Origin of the sequence: Pseudomonas lactucae (assembly GCF_036688725.1) — a bacterium.
In the GTDB taxonomy this organism is placed as follows: Bacteria; Pseudomonadota; Gammaproteobacteria; order Pseudomonadales; family Pseudomonadaceae; genus Aquipseudomonas; species Aquipseudomonas lactucae.
Genome location: NZ_JAQQPT010000002.1, coordinates 36,194 through 57,127, shown reverse-complemented (window position 1 = coordinate 57,127; position 20,934 = coordinate 36,194). Strand labels below are relative to the sequence as shown.

The window sequence follows — 20,934 nt, the reverse complement described above, 5'->3', positions numbered from 1 at the left end:
ATGAAAACCCTACCGCCCGTCCACCGCATCGCGCTGCTTTTCAACGGCAGCAAAATCTACGACCGCGGCATCATCGCCGGTATCGGTAACTACCTGAGCAGCACCCGCGCGTCGTGGGACTTGTTCCTGGAGGAAGACTTTCTGTGCCGCCTGCGGGGGATCGAGCGCTGGCAGGGCGACGGCATCATTGCCGACTTCGACGACCCGTTGATCGGTGAGGCGTTGGCCGGCAGCCAGTTGCCGGTGGTGGCGGTGGGCGGCTCCTATGAGGATGCGCGCGCCTATCCCCAGGGCATTCCCTACGTGGCAACCGACAATTACGGGCTGATGAAGTTGGCCTACGAGCATTTGATCGAGGCCGGGCTCACGCGTTTTGCCTGTTTCAGCCTGCCCGAAGCCCAGGCCAATCGCTGGGCCCAGGAGCGCGAAAAAGCCTTTCGCCACCTGATGCAGCGCGATGGCTTGCAGGTGCAGATCTATCGCGGGCTGGGCACCAGCGCGCCGATGTGGGACAGCGCGGTGGAGCAGCAAATCGCCTGGCTGGAAAGTTTGCCCAAACCCATCGGCATCATCGCCGTCACCGACGCCCGTGCCCGGCAACTGCTGCAAGCCTGTCTCACGGCCGGCATCGCCGTGCCGGAGCAGGTGGCGTTGATCGGCATCGACAACGACCCGCTGACGCGCACCCTTACGCGCGTCCCCTTGAGTTCGGTGATCCAGGGCACCGAAACCATGGGCCGCACCGCCGCCGCGTTGCTGCACCAGATGCTGCACGGCAAGCCCTGCACGGGCGCGCAAATCCTGGTGCCGCCGGAGGCGATCAATGTGCAGGCCTCCAGCTTGCATCAACCTTTGGGCAACCCCTACGTGATGCAGGCGTTGCTGTTTATCCGTCAATACGCCTGCCAGGGCATCAAGACCGACCAGGTGGCGGCCTATGTCGGCGTGTCGCGTTCGTCGTTGGAGTCGCACTTTCGCAAGGTGCGCGGCTGCAGCGTGCATGATGAGATTCTGCGGTTCAAACTGGCGGCGGCGGCCAATGGGCTGCAACACGGCGATTTGGCGATTGCCGATATTGCCCAGCAGTGTGGTTTCAAGTCGGCGCAGTACCTGCACACGGTGTTTCGCCGCGAGTTTGGTTGTACGCCGCGCGAGTATCAGCAGGGCGCTGCGTGTCATTGAGGCGGACCAGGAAGGCGCGATGCCGCAGCATCGCGCCAACGCAGTCATGGCAAGGCGTAAGCGACCACGTAGTCACCACGGTCAGTGGACTGGCGCGCGCCGCCGGCAGTGATCACCACATACTGCTTGCCGGTTTTCGGTGACACGTAGGTCATCGGGCCGCCCTGGCTGCCCACCGGCAGGCGGGCTTTCCACACTTCATCACCGTTGCCGCTGTTGAAGGCGCGCAGGTAGAAGTCCTGGGTGCCGGCAATGAAGATCAGGCCGCCCTGGGTCGACAGGGTGCCGCCGAGGGTCGGCAGGCCGATCTTGATCGGCAGGTGCATGCGGATGCCCAGGGGGCCGGTGTCTTCAACGGTGCCGACCGGCACTTGCCAGGCGACCTTCCGGGTTTTCATGTCGATGGCGGTCAGGGTGCCGAACGGCGGCGCCTGGCAGGGGATGCCGGCCACGGACAGGAAGCGGTTTTTGTTCACCGCATACGGCGTGCCCTTGAGCGGTACCGCGCCCATGCCGGTGTTCAGCGCCTCGCCACCAGACGCGGCCTGGGCCTTGTTCTGCGACGGGATCATCTGGATCCACAGGCCCAGGCGCATGTCGTTGACGAAGATAAAGCCGTGCACCGGGTCGGTGGAGATACTGCCCCAGTTCATGCCGCCCAGTGACCCTGGGAAACTCAGGGATTTATCGGTGCCCGGCGCGGTGTACAGGCCGTCGTAGCGCATGCCTTTGAAGTCGATGCGGCACAGCAACTGGTCGTACGGCGTGGCGCCCCACATGTCCGACTCGCTAAGGGTCTGCGCGCCGATCTGCGGCATGCCCACCGATTTCGGCTGGGTTGGCGAGTAGGGCTCGTTGGGGATATTGGCGGCCTTGACCGCTACGTCCTTGACCTCGGTCAGCGGTTTGCCGGTGGCGCGGTCGAGTACATAGATCTGCCCGGCCTTGGTGCCGATCACTAGTGCAGGTACAGCCTTGTCGCTGCCCGGCGGGGTGAAGTCGATCAGGCTCGGCTGCATCGGCAGGTCGAAGTCCCACAGGTCATTGTGGACGGTCTGGTACACCCACTTTTCGGCACCGGTGGAGGCATCCAATGCCAGCACCGAGGCGCCGTATCGGTGGTCGAGCGCGGTGCGTTCCACACCGTAGATATCGGTGGAGGAGCTGCCCATCGGCAAGAAGACCGTATTCATCAGCGGGTCGTAGGACATCGGTGCCCAGCTGTTGGGCGTGCTGCGCACGTAGGTGCTGTCGCCGGTGGGGGCCTGTTTGGCTTGTGGGTTGCCTGGGTCAAAGGCCCAGCGCATCTGGCCGCTGATCACGTCAAAGCCACGGATTACGCCGCCCGGCATGTCGGCTTGCACATTATCCGCAACGCGACCGCCGACCACCACGGTGGTACCGGCGATCAGTGGGGCGGAGGACAGTTGGTAGTAGCTGTCCGGCACATTGCCCAGGCCGGCTTTCAAATCCACTTGGCCATGGTTGCCGAAGTCTTCGCAGAATTGGCCGGTGTCGGCGTCCACCGCGATCAGGCGTGCATCGATGGTGTTGGTCAGCAAGCGACGCTGGCACTGCGCGCCGGCGGGGACACTGGCGGCAATGATGGGCGAGCTGTTCGGCTGGGTCGGTTGGGCAATCGGCGCGGTGGCGTCGAAATACGCCATGCCCCGGCAACGCTGCCACACCGCCGATTTAGCGTTGATCGGGTTCTTCCACAGCTCTTTGCCGGTGTCGGCGTCCAGGGCGATCAGGTTGTTGTGCGGGGTGCAGATGAACACTTTGTTGCCGATCTGCAGCGGCGTGAGTTGGTCTTCGGCACCGTTGCCGTCGCTGATGGCCACGTCGCCGGTGCGGTAGGTCCAGGCCACTTTGAGCTTGTCGACGTTGTTGCGGTTTATCTGGTCCAGCGCCGCGAAGCGGCTGCCGCCTTCGGTATTGCCGTAGTGCGCCCAATCTTTCTGCGCGTCGGCCGCGACTACCGGCGTCACACCCGGGCCTGCACCCGTCGGGGCGACGCTTGGGTGGGCGACAAACATATTGCCCGCCGCAACCCCCACGCCCACCGCCAATACAGCGGCGACGCCATAGGCACCGCGTGCCGGTTTGCCGACCAGCAGCGGGTACACCAGCGCCACCACCAGGCCGATGACCGCAAACATGAACAGTCGCGAGAACAGCGGCCAGAACACCAAGCCTACATCCGCCACCGCCCAGACAGCCGTGCCGACCAGGAACGCGGCAAACAACCACGCACCGGCGGGTTTGCGCCGGGCAATCAACAGGCCGGCCACCGCCATGGTCACGCCGCCGATCAGGAAGTACCACGAACCTCCCAGGCTGACCAGCTTGGCGCCGCCCACGGCCAGCGCAAGGCCGAGCAGGGCGACGACAACGCCCAGGCCCAGGAGGAGGAATCTAGAGACGCCAGCGGCGCGCGATGCTCGTTTCATATCGAAAGGACTCGAGTGAGAGAGGGCAAAGACGCGATGTTAGCAAGATAAGTAACCAGTTAGTACATTATGCCGTCGCAATAGACAATTACAGATGCTGCGTTAATGGGTTGAGGCGAGCATGGACGCGCTGAGATCAAAATGTGGGAGGGGGCAAGTCGAGTCGTCGCACCGCCCCTCCCACCTTTGATGCGGTATCAATCAACGAAACGCCGGCATCACCTGCTCGATAAACAACTTCAACGACTTCTTCTTTTCCGCATGGGGCAAGCTGTTGTCGCACCAGAAGCTGAACTCATCCACCCCCAGTTCCTGGTAGTACTGGATGCGCGGGATGATTTCGGCGGCGGTGCCGATCATCGCGGTCTTGTGCAGGCTCTCCAGTTCGAACTCAGGACGTGCGGCGAACTTCTCTTCCGGGCTTGGCGCCAGGAAGCCGTTGACCGGCACTTCTTTGTTACCGAACCAGGCATCGAAGGTGCGATAGAACTTCGAGATCGCCTTGGCCCCCACTTTCCAGCCGTCCGGGTCGTCGGCCGCATGCACGTGGGTGTGGCGCAGCACCATCAGTTGCGGGCGCGGTACGTCCGGGTTGTTGTCGAGGGCCGCCTGGAATTTGTTTTTCAGGTCGAGGACTTCTTCATCGCCCTTCATCAACGGCGTGACCATCACATTGCAGCCGTTGGCCACCGCGAAGTTATGCGAGTCCGGGTCGCGGGCGGCGATCCACATCGGCGGGTTGGGTTGCTGGATCGGCTTGGGCACGCTGGTGGAGGTGGGGAATTTCCAGATATCGCCGTCGTGGGCGTAGTCACCCTGCCACAGTGCACGGACCACCGGCACCATTTCACGCAGGGCCTGGCCGCCGCTGGAGGCGGGCATGCCGCCGGCCATGCGATCAAATTCCACCTGGTACGCGCCGCGAGCCAGGCCGACTTCCATGCGCCCGTTGCTGATCACGTCGAGCAAGGCGCATTCGCCCGCCACCCGCAGCGGGTGCCAGAACGGCGCGATGATGGTGCCGGCGCCCAGATGAATCGTAGTGGTCTTGGCTGCGAGGTAAGCCAACAGCGGCATCGGGCTTGGCGAGATGGTGTATTCCATGGCGTGATGTTCGCCAATCCACACGGTGCTGAAACCGCCAGCCTCGGCCATCAGGGTCAGTTCGGTCAAGTCTTCGAACAACTGACGATGGCTGACACTTTCGTCCCAGCGCTCCATGTGCACGAACAGCGAAAACTTCATGATGCTTACCTCTAATCTGTTGTTATTTTGCGCAAATACCGGATTTGCAGGGAGGGTCAGGCAGGCACGGGCAGGGCGCCCATTTTGCCGTGGCAATAGACCAAGGGCCCATTGGCCTGTTCCGGCACGATCAGGTTCTTCACCGAGCCGACCATGATCGCGTGGTCGCCGCCTTCATATTCACGCCACAGCTCGCATTCGATCACCGCCGTGGCATTCGCCAGGATCGGGTTGCCCAGCGCGCTGAGTGTCCATTCGATGCCCTGCGCCTTGTCCTTGCCCTTGCGCGCAAACGCATAGGCCTCGCTTTGCTGCCCGCCCGACAGGACGTGGATGGCAAAGCGCTTGTTCTTGATCAGAATCGGGTAGGAGTCGGAGCTGTAATTGGGGCAGAACAGCACCAGGGCCGGGTCCATGGACAACGAGCTGAAGGCGCTGGCGGTGAGACCGACGATCTGCCCGTCGTCATCGAGCGTGGTGATCACGGTGACTCCGGACGGAAACGAACCCATCACTTGTTTGTAGATGGCGGCATCGATCATGTGACGGTCCTCTGCGGTGAAACGGTTTTTATCAATTTGTAGGTATGATGGTATACCGTAATACACAGCTTGCAAGCGCTTTTTTACACAGCCGATAAACGTCTTTTCCGGGCTCAATGCTCAATGATTACGGGGTTTTTAGCGGGATGGGCGGGGCGTCATGACGGCAGGGAACCGGATGAGCTGCAGGTAAAACCAACGGTTCAGTCTTGTGAAAATGTTGGAATACCATAATATGGTGTTCATCTGAGGAGCGATTAAAAGGCTCCTCCGGTTTGGCGTCAAACAACTATAAGATCAGACAAACGCGAGTTCATTTCCATGCCCCAGCTGTCCCGGCAAGACCCCCTGATCGAGCATCATACAGTCGATTATGTCCCCCTCGCGGAACGCCATGGAAAGGCCCGCGATCTGTTCACTTTATGGTTCAGCACCAATATCGCGCCGCTGCCGATTGTGACCGGCGCCATGGTGGCCCAGGTGTTCCATCTCAATCTGGCCTGGGGGCTGCTGGCGATTGCCCTCGGGCACCTGCTCGGCGGTATCGTGATTGCCCTTGCCTCGGCCCAGGGGCCGCGCATGGGCATTCCGCAGATGGTGCAGAGCCGTGGCCAGTTTGGTCGTTACGGCGCTTTGCTGATCGTGTTTTTTGCCGCGCTGATCTATATCGGCTTCTTTATTTCCAACATCGTGCTGGCCGGTAAATCCATCGTCGGCATCGTGCCGTCGGTACCGGTGCCGGCGAGTATCCTGATCGGCGCCCTCAGCGCTACGGCCATCGGCGTGATCGGTTACCGCTTTATCCATAGCTTGAACCGCATCGGTACCTGGGTCATGGGCAGCGCGTTGTTGGCGGGATTTACCTACATCTTTGCCCATGACCTGCCAGCGGATTTTTTCAGCCGCGGCGGCTTCAACGCAGCCGGTTGGCTGGCCACCGTGTCCCTTGGCGTGATCTGGCAGATCAGCTTTTCGCCTTACACCAGCGACTACTCGCGTTACCTGCCAGCGGATATCGGCATCACGCGGCCGTTTCTTGCCACCTATCTGGGCGCGACCCTCGGCACCCTGTTGTCCTTCGCCTTCGGCCTGGTCGCCGCCCTGGCCACACCCGAGGGCACCGAAGCCATGGCAGCGGTGAAGCAGGCCACCGGCTGGCTGGGGCCGATCCTGATGGTGCTGTTTCTGCTCAATATCATCAGCCACAACGCCTTGAATCTGTACGGTGCGGTGCTGTCGATCGTCACCTCGATCCAGACCTTCGCCAGCCACTGGACGCCCAGTATCAAAGTGCGCGTGATGTTGTCGGGCCTGATCCTTGCCGGTTGCTGCGTGGTGGCGCTGGGCGCTTCGGCGGACTTCATCTCGCAGTTCATCGGCCTGATCCTCGCGCTGTTGCTGGTGCTGGTGCCATGGGCGTCGATCAACCTGATCGACTTCTATGTCATCAAGCGCGGCGTCTATGACATCGCTTCGATCTTCCAGGCGGATGGCGGTGTGTATGGGCGCTTTAACCTGCATGCGATCGTGGCGTATTTCATCGGCATCATTGTGCAGTTGCCGTTTGCCAATACGTCGCTGTATGTGGGGCCGTGGGCCAATCTGGTGGAAGGCGCGGACCTGTCGTGGCTGGTGGGGTTGGTGGTGACGTGCCCGCTGTATTACTGCCTGGCGACACGTCAACACACCCGGAAGGTCGGGGCGGGGCGGTTGGGCTACACCGACTGACCCATTCCCGCAAACTCCTCCAACGCATCATGCAATGCGCCCTCGAAGTATGCCTTCGAGGCGCGGTCCCACAGGATATGCAACGCCGGCATCTCCACAGTGCCGGTGTGGATCACAATCGCATTGACCCGCGCCACCGAGGTTTGCGCCACCATCCCCGGCTTGAAGGCCGGGGCGCTCAAGTCAACGCCACACAGCTTTGCCATTACCTGCGCGATCACGCCGCCGCTGAGCAGCACGCAAGCATGGCTGTCCTGTCGTGGCAGCAGGTAGTTGGCGCGGTGGTCCAGTTCCCAACGTGCTTCTTCATCGGCGATCCGTTGGCCGTGGTCCTGGGGGCTGCCCAGTACGAGGTATTCGTTCTGCGACAGGCGCGCCACCCAACTGCCGTCGGCCTGGGCGACGGCGCGGTTGGGCGCTTCGGGCAGGGTGAAGCCGCGCGCGCCGAGGTACTCGGCGCTGTGCGCGCCGCGAAAGCCGACCCGGGGCAGGTCGGTCTGGTCGATCAGGCGGAACGGCGTGATCAGGTCGTGGGCTTTCAGACTGGTCATGGCTTAACCCTCCTGGCGGGTGTTGGCGGGGTCGAAGAACGGCAGTTGCACCACTTCGGCCTGGACGACAATGCCGCCCTCGACACGAATCGGAATGCGCTGCCCCGGTGTGCTTTGCTCGACCCCGGCATAGGCCAGGCCGATGATGCGGCCCAGGGTCGTGGAGTATTCGCAGGAGGTGACGTTGCCGCTGATGTCCGGGCCGTTGAGCACCAAGTGACCTTCCAGCGGTTGCACGCTGCCCTTGGGCAAGGTGAAACCCACCAGTTTGCGCTTCAGCGGTTGGGCTTCGAGGATGTCCACCGAGCGTCGGCCGACGAAAAACGGCTTGTTGCGGCTCACCGCCCAGCCCATGTCGATTTCTGCCGGGTGGGTCATGCCGTCGGTGTCCTGGCTGATGATCACGTGACCTTTTTCCAGGCGCAGCAGGCGTTGGGTTTCGACGCCGAAGGGGCGAATGTCGAAGGCCTTGCCGGCTGCCATCAGCGCGTCCCACAGCGCCAGGCCGTGGCGCGCGCAAACGTGGATTTCATAGCCCAGCTCGCCGACGAATCCGACCCGCAGCAGACGCGCCTTGATCCCCGCGACCGTACCCTGGCGTACGCCGAGGTAAGGGAAACCTTCGGCGCTCAGGTCGAGGTCGCCGCAGACCTGCTCGAGCACCTTGCGCGAGTCCGGTCCGGCCACGTTCACCGCGCAGATCGCCGCCGTGACGTTGGTGACGTCGACGTCCAGGCGCCATTGCGCGTTCCACTTGAGCATCTGCTGGTAGATGCGGTCGACGCCGCTGGTGGTGGCGGTGACGTAGAAATGGTTGTCGGCCAGCCGTGCGCACACGCCGTCGTCGATCACCACGCCGTGTTCGTTGGTCATCAGCGCATAACGCGAACGGCCCACGGGTTGCTTGATGAACGCAAAGGTGTACATCCGGTTGAGCAATTCGGCGGCATCGGGGCCGCGCACGTCGAGGCCGCCGAGGGTCGAGACGTCGATCAGCCCGACCTTGTTGCGCACATGCAGCGCTTCGGCCTGCATGCACGCCTCGCGGTGCTGGGCCTTGCCGTAATACGCCGGGCGCTGCCAGATACCGGCGGGCATCATTTTCGCGCCGGCCTGCACGTGGCGCGCATGCATCGGTGTTTGCCGGTAGGGATCGAAGGCCCGCCCGGCCACATGCGCGAGTTTCTCCGCGACGAACGGCGGCCGCGCGGTGGTGACTCCGGTTTCACTGATATTGCGTTGGGTCGCCCAGGCCACCAGCCGCGCGGTGGGCAGCGCCGAATGGCGGCCCTGGGACGGGCCCATGCCCACGGTGGAATAACGTTTGACCAACTGCACATCGCGGTAGCCGATGCGCGTGGCGTTGACGATATCCGCCACTTGCAGGTCTTCGTCAAAATCGACGAAGTCCTTGCCCTTGGGATGCGGAAAAATCGGCCAGTTGAAATTGACCTGGGCTTCACTGCGCAGCGGCGCGGGTGGGCTGGCAGTAGACATGCCGAGGGTGAGCACACTGTCGGCGGCGGCATGGGTGGCGTCTGCCAGCACGTTGTCCAACTGGTGCCGACCGTTCACGGAGCCGGCCACGCGCAGGTTCCGTGGCAGGCCACTGAGACTGAACTCTGCGCGCCGGTCGTCATACGCCAGCTTGCCGCCGGCCTGGCACAGCAGTTGATACACCGGCATGTAGCCGGCCGACATGCACAGCAGGTCGCAGTCGATCACCTGCGCGCTGGCGCTGACCTGGCCCTGGCCGGTGATCTGGCGCACGTCGACGCCCTTCACATGACGCAGGCCTTTTTCATGCAGGGCCTCGAATACCGTGCTGTTGGTGTGGCACGGGATCTTGCGCCGGGCCAGGGCCGCAGGCAGGGCGCTGTCCGCCGGGGCATGGCGCAAGTCGATCACGGCCGCCACGTCCACGCCCTGGTCATGCAGATCGAGGGCCGCCAGGTAGCCGTCATCGTTGCCGGTAAGCACCACGGCACGTTTGCCCGGCTTGACCGCATAGAGCTTCATCAGGCGTTGCGCGGCGCTGGTCAGCATCACCCCCGGCAGGTCGTTGTTGCGAAAAATCACCGGCTGGTCGAACGAGCCGCTGCACACCAGGCACTGGCGCGCACGCACTTTGTACAGGCGTTTGCCCTGGATCACCGGCAGGTAGTTGTCGGTAAACCAGGCGTTGCAGGTGGCGTCGGTCAGCACCTGGATATTGGCGTGTTGCTGCACCGCGTCGATCAGTTCGTGGCGCAGGCGGTCGGCACGGGTGCCTTCGATATCGAAGCGTGCGTAGGTCAGCGAACCGCCGAGGATCGGCTGCTGTTCGATCAGCAGCACCTTGGCCCCGGCGTTCGCGGCAGTCAGCGCGGCCTGCAACCCGGCCGGTCCGGCACCGATCACCGCCAGGTCGGTAAACAGGTAGGCCTTGTCGTAATACTCAGGCGCAAAGGACAAGTCGAGCACGCCCAGGCCAGCCTTTTTGCGAATGATCGGCTCCCAGACTTTCCACATGCCCTTGGGCTTGTAGAACGAACGGTAGTAAAAACCCACCGGCATGAATTTGGAAAACTTGCCCAGGTAGGCGTCCCTGTCGTTATCCAGCGAGCCGTTGACGTTCTGCGCAGTCACCGCCAAACCGGCGGACAGCGCGTGGGCATCGGCCAACACATTGGGCTCCCGGGGCAGTTGCACCAGGCTGTTGGCATCCTGGCCGGCCATGGTCAACGGGCCGCGTGGACGGTGGTACTTGAACGAGCGCGACATCAGAAAGCGTCCGTTGGCGAGCAGGGCGCTGGCGATGCTGTCGCCCTGCAAACCTTGGTAGGGCAGGCCGTCAAAACTGAAGTCGAGTGGCTGGTCACGCTGGATCAGCAAGCCCATGGGGGCGGGAAGGCGGTTCATCCGGCGATCTCCTTGGCGGTGTTGAAGTCGACGCGGGTGGTGAACACTTCGCGGGGATCGAAGGTGCGCACGATCTCATCGGTGACCGTGTGGCGCTCGGCGAGGAACCAGTAGCTTGAGGGTGTGTGCATCCACCATTCGCGCACCACACCGGCGAGGTTGTCGGTGTTGAACACGTAGTCGGCCCATTCGGCGTCGCTGCAATTGACCGGGTCGGGCATCGGCTTGAACTCGCCGCCGTAGGTGAATTCGCTGATATTGCGCGGCCCGTTGAGCGGGCACATCATGATTTTCATCGTCTGCTCTCCGTCAGTGGCTGGCCGCTGTGGCGCCCATTTCGTTGACTTGCTGGAAGGTCGAGAAGCGTTCCAGACCAAACGGCTTGATCAACTCCGGCACCTTGCCGCCGCTGGCGACCAGTTCGGCCATGGTCTTGCCGCAGATCGGCGTGGCCTTGAAACCCCAGGTGCCCCAGCCGGCGTCGAGGTAGTAATTTTTCACCGGCGACAGGCCCATGATCGGGCTGTAGTCGGGGGTCATGTCGGTGATCCCGGCCCACTGGCGCATCAACTTGGCATTGGCCAGGAACGGGAACATTTCGATGGCATGGGCCAGCAGGCTTTCTTTCAGGTCCAGGGTGGAGCGCGTGTTGAACAGCGGGTAGGGGTCGGAACCGCCGCCAAATACCACTTCGCCGCGACTGGTTTGCTGCACATAGCAGTGCAGGGCCGACGAACTCACCAGAGGGTCAAGGAACGGCTTGAACGGCTGCGTGACCATCGCCTGCAACGGGAAAGTCTGAATCGGCGAGCGGATGCCGGCCTTGGCCATCAGCAACGAACTGTGCCCGGCAATCGCCTGCACCGCGCAGCCGCACTGGATCGTACCGCGGTTGGTTTTCACCGCGGTGATAGCGCCGTTTTCGATCACCAGGTCCTGCACTTCGGTGAGTTGATGGATTTCCACGCCGCGCTTGGCTGCCTGCTTGGCGTAGCCCCAGGCCACGGCATCGTGGCGCGCGGTGGCGCCGTCGATATGCCAGAGCCCGGCGATCACCGGCAAATGGCCGGGGTCGAGGTTGAGGCTGGGCACCAGCTCGCGGATCTGCTGGCGGTCGATCATCTCGGTGCGCCCGCCGAAGTGCTTGTTCACTTCGGCACGCTGGCGGAACGAACGCACGGTAGCGTCGGTGTGGGCCAGGGTCAGTTGGCCGCGCTCGGAATACATGATGTTGAAGTCGAATTCGTTGGACAGCGCCTGGAACATCTTTACCGACTCGGCGTAGAAACGAACGCCCTCGCTGGTGAGGTAGTTGGAACGGATCACTGCGGTATTGCGCGCGGTATTGCCGCCGCCCAGGTAGGCCTTTTCCAGCACCGCGATATTGGTGATGCCGTGGTACTTGGCCAGGTAATAGGCGGTGGCCAGGCCATGGCCACCGGCGCCGATGATCACTACGTCATAGCGGGCCTTGAGTTCCTTGGGCGGTGGCAGATCCACTTCCACCGGGTACTGCGAACTCAGCCCATATTTCAATAGATTGAATGGCATACGGCCTCCGATCGGCTGCGTTGGGCGTGGTGTTGCGCCAGGGCGGCGGCCACGGTGTTTTTCATCAGGAAGGCAATGGTCATCGGCCCGACACCACCGGGCACCGGGGTAATGGCGGCGACATGGGGCAGGGCGCTGTCGAAGTCGACATCGCCCACCAGGCGGCTGCGGCCGTCGTCGTCGATGCGGTTGATGCCCACGTCGATGACCACCGCGCCGGGCTTCAACCAGCTCGCGTCAACCAAGCGGGCGCGGCCTACGGCGGCGATCACGATATCGGCCTGTCGGCACAGCGCCTGCGCGTTCTGGCTGCGTGAGTGCAGCACGGTCACCGAGCAATCGGCCTTGAGCAGCAGCGCGGCCATGGGTTTGCCGACAATGTTCGAACGGCCGATGACCACCGCGTGTTTCCCGCGCAGGTCGCCGCAGGTTTGCTCCAGCAGATACAGGCAACCGCTCGGCGTGCACGGCATGAGCACCGCGCGACCCTGGCTGAGACCGCCGACGTTCTGGCTGTGGAAACCGTCCACGTCCTTATGCGGTGCGATGGCTTCCAGTGCGCGCAGTTCGTCGATCTGCGCCGGCAGCGGCAGTTGCAGGAGGATGCCGTGGATCGCCGGGTTGGTGTTCAATTGGCCGATCAGGATCAGCAGTTGTTCGGTGCTGGTGTCGCCGGGCAGACGGTGTTCCAGGGAGCGGATGCCCACCTCGTCGGCGCGCAGGATCTTGTTGCGCACATACACCTGGCTGGCCGGGTCGCTGCCCACCAGGATCACGGCCAGGGCCGGTTGAATGTCTTGCGCGAGCAGGCGCGCCACGTCTTCACGCACTTGCAGCAGCACGCGAGCGGCCGCGGCTTTGCCATCAATCAGTTTAGCCGCGCTCACCGGAACACCACCGTTCTGTCCTGATTGAGAAACACCCGGTGCTCCAGGTGGTACTTGACCGCCTTGGACAGGGCCACGGTTTCGGTGTCGCGGCCGATGGCGACCAGATCGTCGGGCTTGTACACGTGGTCGACGCGCTGCACTTGCTGCTCGATGATCGGGCCCTCATCCAGGTCGCGGGTCACATAGTGCGCGGTGGCACCGATCAGCTTCACCCCACGCTGATAGGCCTGGTGATAAGGCTTGGCGCCTTTGAAACCGGGCAGGAACGAATGATGAATATTGATCGCCCGCCCCGACAGTTGCCGGCACAGGTCGTCGGAGAGGATCTGCATGTAGCGCGCCAACACCACCAGCTCGGTGCGGGTGTCATCGACGATCTTCATCAGCTCGGCTTCCTGCGCGGCTTTGTTGTCCCTGGACACCGGCAGATAGATAAAGCGAATACCCTCGCGCTCGGCCATGGGCCGCAGGTCGAGGTGGTTGGAGACGATGGCGGTGATCGTCATGTCCATCTCGCCCTTGTGGTAGCGGTAGAGCAGGTCGGTTAAGCAGTGGTCGAACTTGCTCACCATCAGCATCACGCGCATCGGCTCGCGGGTGTCGTGCAGCTCCCACTGCATGTCGAACGCTTGGGCGACCTCGGCGAAACCGTCTTTGATCTGTTGCAGGTCGCCCTCATGCCCATCGTTGAAACGGAACACCGCACGCATGAAAAAGCGGCCGCTGAAATCATCGTCGAACTGCGCCATCTCCCCGATATAGCACGCATTGTCCGCCAGGTAGGTGGTGACGGCAGCGACGATGCCGGACACGGCGGGGCAGGTGACCTTGATGATGAAATGGTTTTTCTCGTGTTGCATGACACGTCCTCGGGGTGATGGCGGCAGCTCATCGCATAGCGAAAATGTCTGAGGACAGCAGGCTCATTCCTTGAGCGCGTTTTCTTGTTAGGAATAATATATTCCTGAGATGGCTTTATAGGGGAGGAGGGGGCGGGGCGTCCAGCGTTTTTGGAAAGTTTTTTAACTGATAGGAATTTTTTAAGTGGGATGAGCAGGCTGAAATGGGGGAGGAGCTCGCTCCCGATGACGCGGACTCAGTTAACAAATAAGTGACTGACTCTCAGCCGTCGCAAGCAGGCCCCACCACATTGGATCTTTGTGCTTGCCAGTCCTGGGTTACTCCTTGTCACTTCCATAATTCATGATCGACAACAACCGAATCGGCACCTGCACCAACTGCTCAGGCCCATGGGGAATCTCGCCTTCAAAGGTCAGGCTGTCGCCAGCTTCCATGCGATACAGCTGATTGCCATGCCGGTAAATCAACTCACCCTCCAGCAAATGCAGAAACTCGGTGCCGGGGTGGGAGAACGTCGGAAACTCCTCGCTCGCATCATCCATGCTCACCATGTACGCCTCGAAACTCTTCTTCGGCCCGCGCGTATGGTTGAGCAGGTGGTAGGTATGGCCCTTCTCGGTTCCCCGGCGCACCACTTCCATGCCCTGATCACCCTTGACCAGCAGGGCGCTGCCGTCCTGCTGGTCATATTCACTGAACAACTTGGATAGAGGCAGCCCAAGCACATCACATAAGCGGCTCAGGGTATCCAGACTGGTAGAGACCTGGGCGTTTTCAATCTTGCTCAACATGCCTTGGCTGATGTCGGCAATCTTGGCAACGTCGGACAGCTTGAGATCCTGGGCCTGGCGCTGGCGCTTGATCTGCAGACCCAGGTATTGCTCGAGCTTGAGGCGGGGGGCGGTTTCGGTGGACATAGTCATCAGATCCTGCACGGTTTCCGTTCAGTAATATTAATTTCGCACTGGGAAAGTGCAAGCGCTGGCTCTTGATGGCCGTTCCTGGCTGCGTATTCCCACAGGGAAAAGAATTTTCCCATATATACAGCACAAAAGCGCTTTCTCCGGCACGTCGATGTGCCATTCGCGAAGCTGGCAAGGCTATTGCATTCCTGTAGAGAAACTAACTTTCTTTTTAGGAATAAAAAGACAGTCAAGCCCCTCCACACTGTTTTGCCTTTCGCGAGGAGTGTCACGCAATGTTGCCAGCAGAAACCCAGCGCATCATCGACAAGCACGGGATCAAGTACGTGCTTGCGCAGTTTGTGGATATACACGGTGCGGCCAAGACCAAGTCGGTGCCCATCTGCGGGCTCAAGACGGTGGCCGAAGAGGGCGCGGGGTTTGCCGGGTTCGCCATCAGCGGCATGGGCATGGAGCCCCATGGTCCGGACTTCATGGCGCGTGGCGATCTGTCGACATTGACCCCGGTGCCGTGGCAGCCGGGGTACGGCCGGGTGGTGTGCGTCGGCCATGTCGATGGCAAGCCTCATCCCTACGACAGCCGCTACGTGTTGCAACAGCAGGTGCAGCGCCTGCAGGACAAGGGCTGGACGCTGAACACCGGTCTGGAGCCCGAGTTCAACCTGATGCGCCGCGACGAGCAAGGCACGTTGCAACTGGTCGACCCCAGCGACAACCTCGACAAGCCCTGCTACGACTACAAGGGCCTGTCGCGTTCGCGGGTGTTCCTCGAGCGCCTGACCGAAGCCTTGCAGGCAGTGGATTTCGAGGTCTATCAAATCGACCACGAAGACGCCAACGGCCAGTTCGAGATCAACTACACCTACAGCGATGCCTTGACCTCGGCCGACCGTTTCACCTTCTTTCGCATGGCCGCCGGCGAGATCGCCAATGAACTGGGCATGATCTGTTCCTTCATGCCCAAGCCCGACCCGAAACGCGCCGGCAACGGCATGCACTTTCACCTGTCGATCAGCAGCTTTGATAACAAAAACCTGTTCCATGACGCCAGCGACCCGAGCGGCATGGGCCTGTCGAAACTGGCCTATCACTTCGCCGCCGGCCTGCTCGCCCATGGCCCGGCGCTGTGTGCGTTCGCCGCGCCCACAGTCAACTCCTATAAGCGCCTGGTGGTGGGCAATTCGTTGTCCGGCGCGACGTGGGCCCCTGCCTTCATTGCGTTTGGCGCCAACAACCGTTCGGCCATGGTGCGCGTGCCTTACGGCCGTCTGGAGTTCCGCCTGCCGGACGCCGGTTGCAACCCGTATCTGGTCAGCGCCGCGATCATCGCGGCGGGCCTGGACGGCATCGATCGGCAATTGGAAATCGACCATGTCTGCAACGAAAACCTCTACAGCCTGAGCCTGGAGCAGATCGCCGAGCGCGGCATCAAGACCCTGCCGCAATCGCTCAAGGAGGCCTGCGACGCGCTGGAAGCCGACGCGTTGTTCGCCGAGGTGCTGGGGCCGCAGATCGTGGGCGAGTTCATCAAGCTCAAGCGCATGGAGTGGGTGGAATACAGCCGCCATGTGAGCGACTGGGAAATCCAGCGCTACACCGAATTTTTCTGACACCGTGTGACGGAGACTTGTTATGTGTGGAATCGTAGGCCTGTACCTGAAAAATCCGCGGCTGGAACCCCAGCTCGGCAAGTTGTTTGAACCCATGCTGCACGCCATGACTGACCGTGGCCCGGACAGTGCGGGGTTTGCCATCTACGGCGATGAAGTCGCCGATGGTTGGGTCAAGCTGACCCTGCAAGCCACCACCGACGCCTTCGATTGGAACGCTTTGATGGGCGCGCTGGAAGGGCGTCTGGGTTGTTCGCTGGACTGGTTCCAGAACGCCAGTGCCGCTGTGCTGAAGATCCACGCCGACGAAGCCCCGGTGCGCCTGGCCCTGGCCGAACTGGCGCCGAGCGTGCGCATCATGAGTGCCGGACGGAGCATCGAAATCCTCAAGGGCATGGGCCTGCCTGAGGAAATTTCCCAGCGCTTCGGCCTGGCCAGCATGCAGGGCAGCCACATCATCGGCCACACCCGCATGGCCACCGAAAGCGCGGTGACCATGGAAGGCAGCCACCCGTTTTCCACCGGCGCCGACCTGTGCCTGGTGCACAACGGCTCGCTGTCCAACCACTTCCGCCTGCGCCAGGAGCTCAAGCGCGAAGGCATTCAGTTCGAAACCGACAACGACACCGAAGTCGCCGCCGGATACCTGACCTGGCGTTTGCAACAGGGCGACTCGCTCAAAGAGGCGCTGGACCACTCCCTGGAAGACCTCGACGGCTTCTTCACCTTTGCCATCGGCACGCGCAACGGTTTTGCGGTGATCCGCGACCCGATTGCCTGCAAGCCGGCGATCCTCGCCGAGACCGACGACTACGTGGCCATGGCCTCGGAGTACCAGGCGCTGTCGAGTCTGCCGGGCATCGAGAACGCGCGGATCTGGGAGCCCGCCCCGGCCACGTTGTACATCTGGGAACGCGAGACAGCAGCTTAAGGAGCGCACACATGAAAACCATCGATCTTTCCACCGCCACCGTGCGTGACCTCAACCAGGCGCTGCATGCACCGGTGCTCGACAACGAATGGCGCGTCACCCATTCCAACGGCAAGCACAACCTCGCCGTCGGGGTGAACCAGCCGGTGTCCATCGATATCGAGGGCCACGCCGGTTACTACTGCGCGGGCATGAACCAGCAGGCGTCGATCACTGTGCACGGCAATGTCGGCGTGGGCTGCGCCGAGAACATGATGTCCGGCTCGGTGCGCGTCAAAGGCAGCGCGTCCCAGGCCGCCGGGGCGACGGCCCATGGTGGTTTGCTGGTGATCGAGGGTGACGCGGGCGCCCGTTGCGGGATCTCCATGAAGGGCATCGACATCGTCGTCGGCGGCAGCATCGGCCATATGAGCTGCTTCATGGGCCAGGCCGGGCGTCTGGTGGTGTGCGGCGACGCCGGCGATGCGTTGGGCGATTCGCTGTATGAAACCCATATCTATGTCAAAGGCACGGTGGAGTCCCTGGGCTCGGACTGTGTCGAAAAAGAGATGCGCAATGAGCACCTGCAAGAGCTGCAGGAACTGCTGGATCGCGCCGGTTTTGCCCATCAGGCGGCGGACTTCAAGCGCTACGGTTCGGCCCGCCAACTCTACAACTTCAAAGTCGACAACGCCTCCGCGTACTGATCAGGAGCTCCACCATGACTGAACAAACCCCTCCGGTCCTGCGCGAGTCGGCGACCTTCGACCGCCTGACCATCCAGGAAATCCAGCGCGCCGCCGAAACCGGCATCTACGACATTCGCGGTGGCGGCACCAAGCGCAAGCTGCCGCACTTCGATGACTTGCTGCTGCTCGGCGCCAGCGTGTCGCGTTACCCGCTGGAAGGCTATCGCGAGAAGTGCGGCACCGACGTGATCCTCGGCAACCGCTTCGCCAAGAAGCCGATCCATTTGAAGATTCCGGTGACCATCGCCGGCATGAGTTTCGGCGCGTTGTCGGCCAATGCCAAGGAAGCCCTGGGCCGCGGCGCGACCATCGCCGGCACCAGTACCACCACCGGTGACGGCGGCATGACTCCGGAAGAACGCGGCCAATCCCAGCATCTGGTGTATCAGTACCTGCCGTCGCGCTACGGCATGAACCCGGATGATTTGCGCAAGGCCGATGCCATCGAGATCGTTCTCGGCCAGGGCGCCAAGCCCGGTGGCGGCGGCATGTTGCTGGGCATGAAGGTCACCGAGCGCGTGGCCGGCATGCGCACCTTGCCTATCGGTGTGGACCAGCGCAGCGCCTGCCGCCACCCGGACTGGACCGGCCCTGACGATCTGGCAATCAAGATTGCCGAGCTGCGCGAAATCACCGATTGGGAAAAACCGATCTACGTGAAGATCGGCGCCAGCCGGCCGTATTACGACGTGAAGCTGGCGGTCAAGGCGGGGGCCGATGTGATCGTGCTCGACGGCATGCAAGGCGGCACCGCCGCGACCCAGGAAGTGTTTATCGAGCATGTGGGCATCCCGATTTTGTCGGCTATTCCCCAAGCGGTACAGGCTTTGCAGGAGATGGGCATGCACCGCAAGGTCCAGTTGATCGTGTCGGGCGGGATTCGCAATGGTGCCGACGTGGCCAAGGCCATGGCGATGGGCGCGGATGCGGTGGCCATCGGCACGGCGGCGCTGATTGCCTTGGGTGACAACCACCCTCGGCTGGATGCGGAGTTGAAAAAAATCGGCTCGGCCGCCGGCTTCTACGACGACTGGCAGAACGGCCGCGACCCGGCCGGGATCACTACCCAGGACCCGGAGCTGTCCAAGCGCCTGGACCCGGTGGAAGGCGGGCGACGCCTGGCCAATTACCTGCGGGTGATGGTACTGGAGGCGCAGACCATGGCCCGTGCGTGCGGCAAGTCGCACCTGCACAACCTCGACCCCGAGGACCTGGTGGCGCTGACCGTGGAATCGGCCGCCATGGCCCGGGTGCCGTTGGCGGGGACCAGCTGGATCCCCGGTTCCGGTTACTAGCGGGCTTCTGTGGTGAGCGGGCTTGCCCCGCGCTCGACAGCGCAGCTGGAGACGGCTTTTCAGGGGCGCTTCGCACCCCGGCGCGGGACAAGCCCGCTCACTACAACCAGGCACTTCCCCTTTCTTTTGCAGGAGCTTTGAACATGGTCAATCGTCTTCTCTGCACATCCCTTTTCGGCTTATTGGCGGCCGGTGCCTTTGCACCTTTGGCGTACGCCGCCGATGCACCCACCTTGAACACCGGCAGCACCGCCTGGATGGTCACCGCCGCCGTGCTCGTACTGTTCATGTGCTTGCCGGGGCTTGCGTTGTTCTATGGCGGACTGGTCCGCGCGAAAAACATGCTCTCGCTGTTCACCCAGTGCTTCGGTATCGCCGGGTTGGTGGGCGTGCTGTGGGTGATCTACGGCTACAGCATGGTGGTCGATACCACCGGCATGGTCGAGGGGCAGGTGACCTTCAACAGTTTTGTCGGCGGGCTGAGTCGCGCCTTCCTGGCCGGGATGACCCCCGAGAGCCTGGTGGGGGATATTCCGGAAGGGGTGTTCGTGACCTTCCAGATGACCTTCGCGATCATCACGCCGGCGCTGATCGCCGGGGCGTTTGCCGAGCGCATGAAGTTTTCGGCGGCGCTGTGGTTCATGGCCCTCTGGTTCACCCTGGTGTATGCCCCGGTGGCGCACATGGTGTGGGGCGGTTCAGGGGCCTTGATGCATAACTGGGGTGTGCTCGATTTTGCCGGCGGCACCGCCGTGCACATCAATGCCGGTGTGGCTGCGCTCGCCGCGTGCCTGATCCTCGGCAAGCGCAAGGGCTACCAGAACACGCCGATGCCGGCGCATAACCTCAGCCTGACCATGGCCGGCGCGGCCATGCTGTGGGTGGGCTGGTTCGGCTTCAATATCGGCTCCGGTGGCGGCCTCAACGGTACCTCGGGAATTGTCATGCTCAATACCCAGCTGGGTGCGTGCGCCGGGATTCTGGGCTGGATGTTCACCGAGTGGTTCAAGGTCGGCAAACCGAGCGCCCTGGGCCTGGCCAGCGGCGCGTTGGCCGGTCTGGTGGGCATCACCCCGGCGTGCGCGTATGTCGGCGTCGGCGGTGCGTTGGCTATCGGCTTGCTGTGCGGGGTGTTCTGCTACTTGAGCGTGACGGTGCTCAAGCGCCGCTTCGGCTACGACGACAGCCTCGACGTGTTCGGTCTGCACGGCATCGGCGGCATGATCGGTGCAGTGTTGACCGGTGTGTTCTGCGTACCGTCCATGGGCGGCCTGGTGGAAGGCGTGACCATGGGCGCCCAAGTGGTGGCCCAGATCAAAGGCGTGTTGCTGACCACGGTGTACTGCTTCGTGATCAGCTGGATCATCCTCAAGGTGGTCAACGCCCTGGTCGGCCTGCGTGCGCATGAATCGGTGGAAGAAATGGGGCTGGACCTGGCCGAGCATAACGAGCGGGCCTACAACCACTGATCGTTCGACTGGATGAATGCAGCTCAAAATGGGGGAGGGGACAAGCCCCTTCCACATTGATCTCGACATGGGGA

Annotated in this window: 17 protein-coding genes; 7 read left to right on the top strand and 10 right to left on the bottom strand. The window is 62.4% G+C overall.

Translation table 11 applies throughout. The features are described from left to right. Positions 1-1,182 (top strand): XylR family transcriptional regulator, encoded by a 1,182-nt coding sequence (locus V6M90_RS02040; protein ID WP_003173301.1) that lies wholly within the window; start codon positions 1-3, stop codon positions 1,180-1,182. A 44-nt stretch (positions 1,183-1,226) separates the two neighbouring features. Here V6M90_RS02040 and V6M90_RS02035 read toward each other — a convergent pair whose 3' ends face one another. The 3 genes from V6M90_RS02035 to V6M90_RS02025 form a co-directional block, all read right to left on the bottom strand. Continuing rightward, positions 1,227-3,635, bottom strand: a complete 2,409-nt coding sequence (locus V6M90_RS02035; RefSeq protein WP_305429238.1) for a glucose/quinate/shikimate family membrane-bound PQQ-dependent dehydrogenase — start codon at positions 3,633-3,635, stop codon at positions 1,227-1,229. A 201-nt stretch (positions 3,636-3,836) separates the two neighbouring features. Continuing rightward, on the bottom strand, positions 3,837-4,880 hold the full coding sequence (locus V6M90_RS02030; protein ID WP_003173303.1) for an LLM class flavin-dependent oxidoreductase: 1,044 nt from the start codon (positions 4,878-4,880) through the stop codon (positions 3,837-3,839). 56 nt (positions 4,881-4,936) lie between these two features. Then, on the bottom strand, positions 4,937-5,422 hold the full coding sequence (locus V6M90_RS02025) for a flavin reductase family protein (RefSeq protein ID WP_003173304.1): 486 nt from the start codon (positions 5,420-5,422) through the stop codon (positions 4,937-4,939). Between the two features lie 321 nt (positions 5,423-5,743). Between V6M90_RS02025 and V6M90_RS02020 the strand changes: the two genes are divergently transcribed. Continuing rightward, positions 5,744-7,150, top strand: a complete 1,407-nt coding sequence (locus V6M90_RS02020) for a purine-cytosine permease family protein (RefSeq protein WP_332845996.1) — start codon at positions 5,744-5,746, stop codon at positions 7,148-7,150. Here V6M90_RS02020 and V6M90_RS02015 read toward each other — a convergent pair. The 7 genes from V6M90_RS02015 to V6M90_RS01985 form a co-directional block, all read right to left on the bottom strand. Further along, positions 7,138-7,701, bottom strand: a complete 564-nt coding sequence (locus V6M90_RS02015; protein ID WP_332845995.1) for a sarcosine oxidase — start codon at positions 7,699-7,701, stop codon at positions 7,138-7,140. The two genes, V6M90_RS02020 and V6M90_RS02015, sit on opposite strands and share 13 nt — an antisense overlap. Before the next feature lie 3 nt (positions 7,702-7,704). Beyond that, positions 7,705-10,602 carry a 2Fe-2S iron-sulfur cluster-binding protein gene (locus V6M90_RS02010; RefSeq protein ID WP_332845994.1) on the bottom strand — a complete coding sequence of 966 codons (2,898 nt, stop codon included), beginning with the start codon at positions 10,600-10,602 and terminating at the stop codon, positions 7,705-7,707. After that, positions 10,599-10,898: a sarcosine oxidase subunit delta gene (locus tag V6M90_RS02005; protein ID WP_003173308.1), complete on the bottom strand. Its 300-nt coding sequence runs from the start codon at positions 10,896-10,898 to the stop codon at positions 10,599-10,601. The genes V6M90_RS02010 and V6M90_RS02005 overlap by 4 nt, the downstream gene beginning before the upstream one ends. A gap of 13 nt (positions 10,899-10,911) precedes the next feature. Then, on the bottom strand, positions 10,912-12,153 hold the full coding sequence (locus tag V6M90_RS02000) for an FAD-dependent oxidoreductase (protein WP_003173309.1): 1,242 nt from the start codon (positions 12,151-12,153) through the stop codon (positions 10,912-10,914). Continuing rightward, positions 12,135-13,040, bottom strand: a complete 906-nt coding sequence (gene folD / locus V6M90_RS01995; protein WP_003173310.1) for a bifunctional methylenetetrahydrofolate dehydrogenase/methenyltetrahydrofolate cyclohydrolase FolD — start codon at positions 13,038-13,040, stop codon at positions 12,135-12,137. Before folD ends, V6M90_RS02000 begins: the two co-directional genes overlap by 19 nt. Next, complete coding sequence (gene purU / locus V6M90_RS01990) at positions 13,037-13,903, bottom strand: formyltetrahydrofolate deformylase (RefSeq protein ID WP_003173311.1); 867 nt, start codon at positions 13,901-13,903, stop codon at positions 13,037-13,039. The genes folD and purU overlap by 4 nt, the downstream gene beginning before the upstream one ends. A 318-nt stretch (positions 13,904-14,221) precedes the next feature. Continuing rightward, positions 14,222-14,821 (bottom strand): helix-turn-helix domain-containing protein, encoded by a 600-nt coding sequence (locus V6M90_RS01985; protein WP_003173312.1) that lies wholly within the window; start codon positions 14,819-14,821, stop codon positions 14,222-14,224. A 281-nt stretch (positions 14,822-15,102) separates the two neighbouring features. Here V6M90_RS01985 and glnT point away from each other — a divergent pair, with 281 nt between their 5' ends. From glnT to V6M90_RS01960, 5 genes are all read left to right on the top strand, one after another. Continuing rightward, the gene (gene glnT / locus V6M90_RS01980) at positions 15,103-16,437 is read left to right on the top strand and encodes a type III glutamate--ammonia ligase (RefSeq protein WP_003173314.1); all 1,335 of its coding nucleotides are present in this window, start codon (positions 15,103-15,105) and stop codon (positions 16,435-16,437) included. Between the two features lie 22 nt (positions 16,438-16,459). Next, positions 16,460-17,368 carry a class II glutamine amidotransferase gene (locus tag V6M90_RS01975; protein ID WP_003173315.1) on the top strand — a complete coding sequence of 303 codons (909 nt, stop codon included), beginning with the start codon at positions 16,460-16,462 and terminating at the stop codon, positions 17,366-17,368. 11 nt (positions 17,369-17,379) lie between these two features. Beyond that, entirely contained in the window at positions 17,380-18,054 is a 675-nt protein-coding gene (locus V6M90_RS01970) for a GltB/FmdC/FwdC-like GXGXG domain-containing protein (protein ID WP_003173316.1), read from the top strand. A 14-nt stretch (positions 18,055-18,068) separates the two neighbouring features. Further along, the gene (locus V6M90_RS01965) at positions 18,069-19,391 is read left to right on the top strand and encodes an FMN-binding glutamate synthase family protein (RefSeq protein ID WP_003173317.1); all 1,323 of its coding nucleotides are present in this window, start codon (positions 18,069-18,071) and stop codon (positions 19,389-19,391) included. Positions 19,392-19,534: 143 nt separating this feature from the next. After that, a complete protein-coding gene (locus tag V6M90_RS01960) occupies positions 19,535-20,860 on the top strand; it encodes an ammonium transporter (protein ID WP_332845993.1) in 1,326 nt (441 codons plus the stop codon). Positions 20,861-20,934: the final 74 nt, after the last annotated feature.

Bases quoted from the DNA above. Each gene is read 5' to 3' on its own strand.
- V6M90_RS02040 (WP_003173301.1), top strand. From the start codon at position 1: ATGAAAACCCTACCGCCCGTCCACCGCATCGCGCTGCTTTTCAACGGC.
- V6M90_RS02035 (WP_305429238.1), bottom strand. From the start codon at position 3,635: ATGAAACGAGCATCGCGCGCCGCTGGCGTCTCTAGATTCCTCCTCCTG.
- V6M90_RS02030 (WP_003173303.1), bottom strand. From the start codon at position 4,880: ATGAAGTTTTCGCTGTTCGTGCACATGGAGCGCTGGGACGAAAGTGTC.
- V6M90_RS02025 (WP_003173304.1), bottom strand. From the start codon at position 5,422: ATGATCGATGCCGCCATCTACAAACAAGTGATGGGTTCGTTTCCGTCC.
- V6M90_RS02020 (WP_332845996.1), top strand. From the start codon at position 5,744: ATGCCCCAGCTGTCCCGGCAAGACCCCCTGATCGAGCATCATACAGTC.
- V6M90_RS02015 (WP_332845995.1), bottom strand. From the start codon at position 7,701: ATGACCAGTCTGAAAGCCCACGACCTGATCACGCCGTTCCGCCTGATC.
- V6M90_RS02010 (WP_332845994.1), bottom strand. From the start codon at position 10,602: ATGAACCGCCTTCCCGCCCCCATGGGCTTGCTGATCCAGCGTGACCAG.
- V6M90_RS02005 (WP_003173308.1), bottom strand. From the start codon at position 10,898: ATGAAAATCATGATGTGCCCGCTCAACGGGCCGCGCAATATCAGCGAA.
- V6M90_RS02000 (WP_003173309.1), bottom strand. From the start codon at position 12,153: ATGCCATTCAATCTATTGAAATATGGGCTGAGTTCGCAGTACCCGGTG.
- purU (WP_003173311.1), bottom strand. From the start codon at position 13,903: ATGCAACACGAGAAAAACCATTTCATCATCAAGGTCACCTGCCCCGCC.
- V6M90_RS01985 (WP_003173312.1), bottom strand. From the start codon at position 14,821: ATGTCCACCGAAACCGCCCCCCGCCTCAAGCTCGAGCAATACCTGGGT.
- glnT (WP_003173314.1), top strand. From the start codon at position 15,103: ATGTTGCCAGCAGAAACCCAGCGCATCATCGACAAGCACGGGATCAAG.
- V6M90_RS01975 (WP_003173315.1), top strand. From the start codon at position 16,460: ATGTGTGGAATCGTAGGCCTGTACCTGAAAAATCCGCGGCTGGAACCC.
- V6M90_RS01970 (WP_003173316.1), top strand. From the start codon at position 17,380: ATGAAAACCATCGATCTTTCCACCGCCACCGTGCGTGACCTCAACCAG.
- V6M90_RS01965 (WP_003173317.1), top strand. From the start codon at position 18,069: ATGACTGAACAAACCCCTCCGGTCCTGCGCGAGTCGGCGACCTTCGAC.
- V6M90_RS01960 (WP_332845993.1), top strand. From the start codon at position 19,535: ATGGTCAATCGTCTTCTCTGCACATCCCTTTTCGGCTTATTGGCGGCC.